At 58.9% G+C, this 2,486-nt stretch carries 3 protein-coding genes; 1 reads left to right on the top strand and 2 read right to left on the bottom strand.

The genetic code is table 11. From position 1 onward, the window contains the following. Positions 1-193 precede the first annotated feature (193 nt). Complete coding sequence (locus tag AC0L14_RS34590; protein WP_473487698.1) at positions 194-607, top strand: hypothetical protein; 414 nt, start codon at positions 194-196, stop codon at positions 605-607. A 219-nt stretch (positions 608-826) separates the two neighbouring features. Here AC0L14_RS34590 and AC0L14_RS34595 read toward each other — a convergent pair whose 3' ends face one another. Together AC0L14_RS34595 and AC0L14_RS34600 are read right to left on the bottom strand one after the other, a co-directional pair. Further along, on the bottom strand, positions 827-1,000 hold the full coding sequence (locus AC0L14_RS34595) for a hypothetical protein (RefSeq protein ID WP_473752205.1): 174 nt from the start codon (positions 998-1,000) through the stop codon (positions 827-829). 524 nt (positions 1,001-1,524) lie between these two features. Then, positions 1,525-2,364 carry an ATP-dependent DNA ligase gene (locus AC0L14_RS34600; RefSeq protein ID WP_473640376.1) on the bottom strand — a complete coding sequence of 280 codons (840 nt, stop codon included), beginning with the start codon at positions 2,362-2,364 and terminating at the stop codon, positions 1,525-1,527. Between the last annotated feature and the right edge of the window lie 122 nt (positions 2,365-2,486).

The following is a 2,486-nucleotide window of genomic DNA, read 5'->3' on the forward strand; positions in this document are numbered from 1 at the left end:
CCATGGCCGCCCCTCGCCTCAGAGCAAGGGCCGTTCTCTCTCCAGAGCTTTTTGCAGAACCTTCAGGACACTATCCGTGAGGCACGACCGCGTCTTCGATGAACTAATCACCGCCACTCGACGGGCGCAGGCTAGCCCACGCCGCGGCTTGCCGAGATGTACGAACTTCAGGTCTTCGAAAACGTTCGGTGGCGTGCAAAATCAATTCATTATTCTATCGAAGACGCAAAAGAGGCTGCCGCCGATATCATCGTGGCCCGTCTGGAATGGGGAGACGCCCAATGAGCGCCGCATCGCTGGCGGGATCGATCTGCACCAAGCGGTATGCGGCCTCGACCAGACACCGTCGCGCGCGTATCCTGCTGCAAAGCGCGGTATTCTCGGCCAGCAATTCCTCTGTGCGCTCAAGCGCGAGCTTTGTCCGGTTGATGCGCTCCCTGGCATCCGCCATCGCGCGTCCGTGGGGTTCCATGGTGTTCATCATGATTTACTAACTCATGGCGGACCGGATCGTTCCCGCCTACCAGAATTGGATCTTGGCGGCAAACTCGCTGCAGGGCTGGTGATTGGCATAGGCATTGCCGTCGGCCTGGCGCTTGCCGGCTAGCTAATTCTGCTAGCTTCTTCCTGCGGCGAACCCCAAACCGCCTGGCCGGCGCCCTAAAGGCAAATCTACCCCAACGCCCCCCCAAGCGGCGCCGGCCACTTTCAGCCCCTTCGTTCGAAAGTTGGCTTCCAGTCGCGATTGCGCGCCCGCTGCTGGCCTTCGTAGTCAGGAATGCATGTGAAGAACACCTGCCGGCGGTCACGCCGGCAGCCTTGCAATTTAGCAGATAAAGAGCCCGACCAGGTCGTCATGCATCGAGCCGTGGTCACTGCCGAGCCTGTCAGTCAGCGCCTGGATGTCGAGCTTCGTCGATTTGCAGCACATCGGGTGCGCACAATTGACATAGATGGTTTCGCGGGCGGCCAGAGTGTCGGCGAGGGTCTTTCGAGGCATGGCGATCTCCGTTGAAGGGGGTTCGCCGCAATGGAGATTATATTCCTCATTTCGAAGGGCGCTAGCAAGCCCACCAGGCCGGGACGCTCGATAAGATCGCATCTTGCATGTATGGACTCGCTCGCTGACTAGCCGCATTCTCTCGCCCGCAAGCGGCCAGTTGGCGAAAGGCGGGGCGATGAAGCGCGTTTGCCTGACAGCACTATTCGTAACGGCGGCTCTATCTGCTCACGCCGATGGCGGTCGCCGGAGCATGATACCTGCTTGTGTGTCGGCAGTCAGAATGGCAGTCAGGATCGCGTCGGCAGTCAGGATCATTCGCCCGGACTTCTTTCGGCTCCTGCATGCCGACGAAGATTTCGCCGAGCGTACCGCAAGGATTGAGTACGCGACCCCAGACGACCACGGCACATTCGTTCATCATTCGGCACATTGCCTTTTTTGGAATCGCCGCCTGACTGGGATTAGCATCGACGGAGATGTCGAGGGACACATCATCGTAGACTGACCCGCGTGATGGCTACTTAGCTCTCATCCCAAAAGTCCTGCAGCGAGGCGTGGCGAAGGTCGTCCTCGCCCCTGAGGTGCTTCACGCGGGCTTTGATTCCCGCCTTGACCCACTGCGTTGCCGGTCGCTTCGGCATGTCCTTGGGCGGTGGCCCAGCATGTTCCTGAACCCGCTTCCAAAGCCGCTCGCGCATCTCGCGATTTACACTGACAAACGCGCTGCCGACATATTTGCGCGTGCCTGGTTCTGCCATGAGTGCGAACGCCGGCTTACCCCGCTCGCGTTCGATGCCAAGCAATTCGAACTCGCTTTCGGTGAAGGATTTTGTTTTCAGCCAATTGGTGGTCGGGCCGCTGCGATATTTGCTGTCCCGACGCTTTGATACCATCCCTTCCAGGCCGGCCCCGTCGATCAGATGATAGATCGCATTAGCCTCGCCCGGCATCGTCTCGCTGAACTGGATGCGGCTGTCAGACCCTATAAGGCCGGCCAGGATTTCCCGCCTGTCCTCCAGCACCATGTCGCGCAAGTCGTGGCCGTTGAGATGCAGCAGATCGAATGCGACGAAATAGAGGTCGTGCTGGCGCCTGGTGATTGCCTTGCGCAGCGCGGCAAAGTCCGAAAGGCCAGCCTCATTCAGAACGACGACTTCGCCGTCGATGATGGCGTTCTGTACGCAGAGACCTTTGGCTGCCTCGGCCAAATCGTGGTACTTCGATGTCCAGTCTAGTCCGCGGCGAGTGAAGATCCGCACACCGTCGGCGTCGATGATGATCTGGGAGCGGTAGCCGTCGAATTTGGCTTCATGCATCCAGTCATCGCCTTGGGGCGGCTTGGCTACCAAGGTCCGCATCATCGGAGGAATAAATTCTAGCCGGCCGCCGGCACTCACTCGTTTAGCCACCAAATTGACTCTAGGCTCATCCGATTTGACAGCCAGGGGAACGGAACGTGACCATTTTACTAAATTAGTAATGA

The organism is Mesorhizobium sp. WSM4841 (assembly GCF_055811515.1).

Excerpts from the sequence above, each read along its gene's own strand:
- AC0L14_RS34595 (WP_473752205.1), bottom strand. The coding sequence starts at position 1,000 with ATGCCTCGAAAGACCCTCGCCGACACTCTGGCCGCCCGCGAAACCATC.
- AC0L14_RS34600 (WP_473640376.1), bottom strand. The coding sequence starts at position 2,364 with ATGATGCGGACCTTGGTAGCCAAGCCGCCCCAAGGCGATGACTGGATG.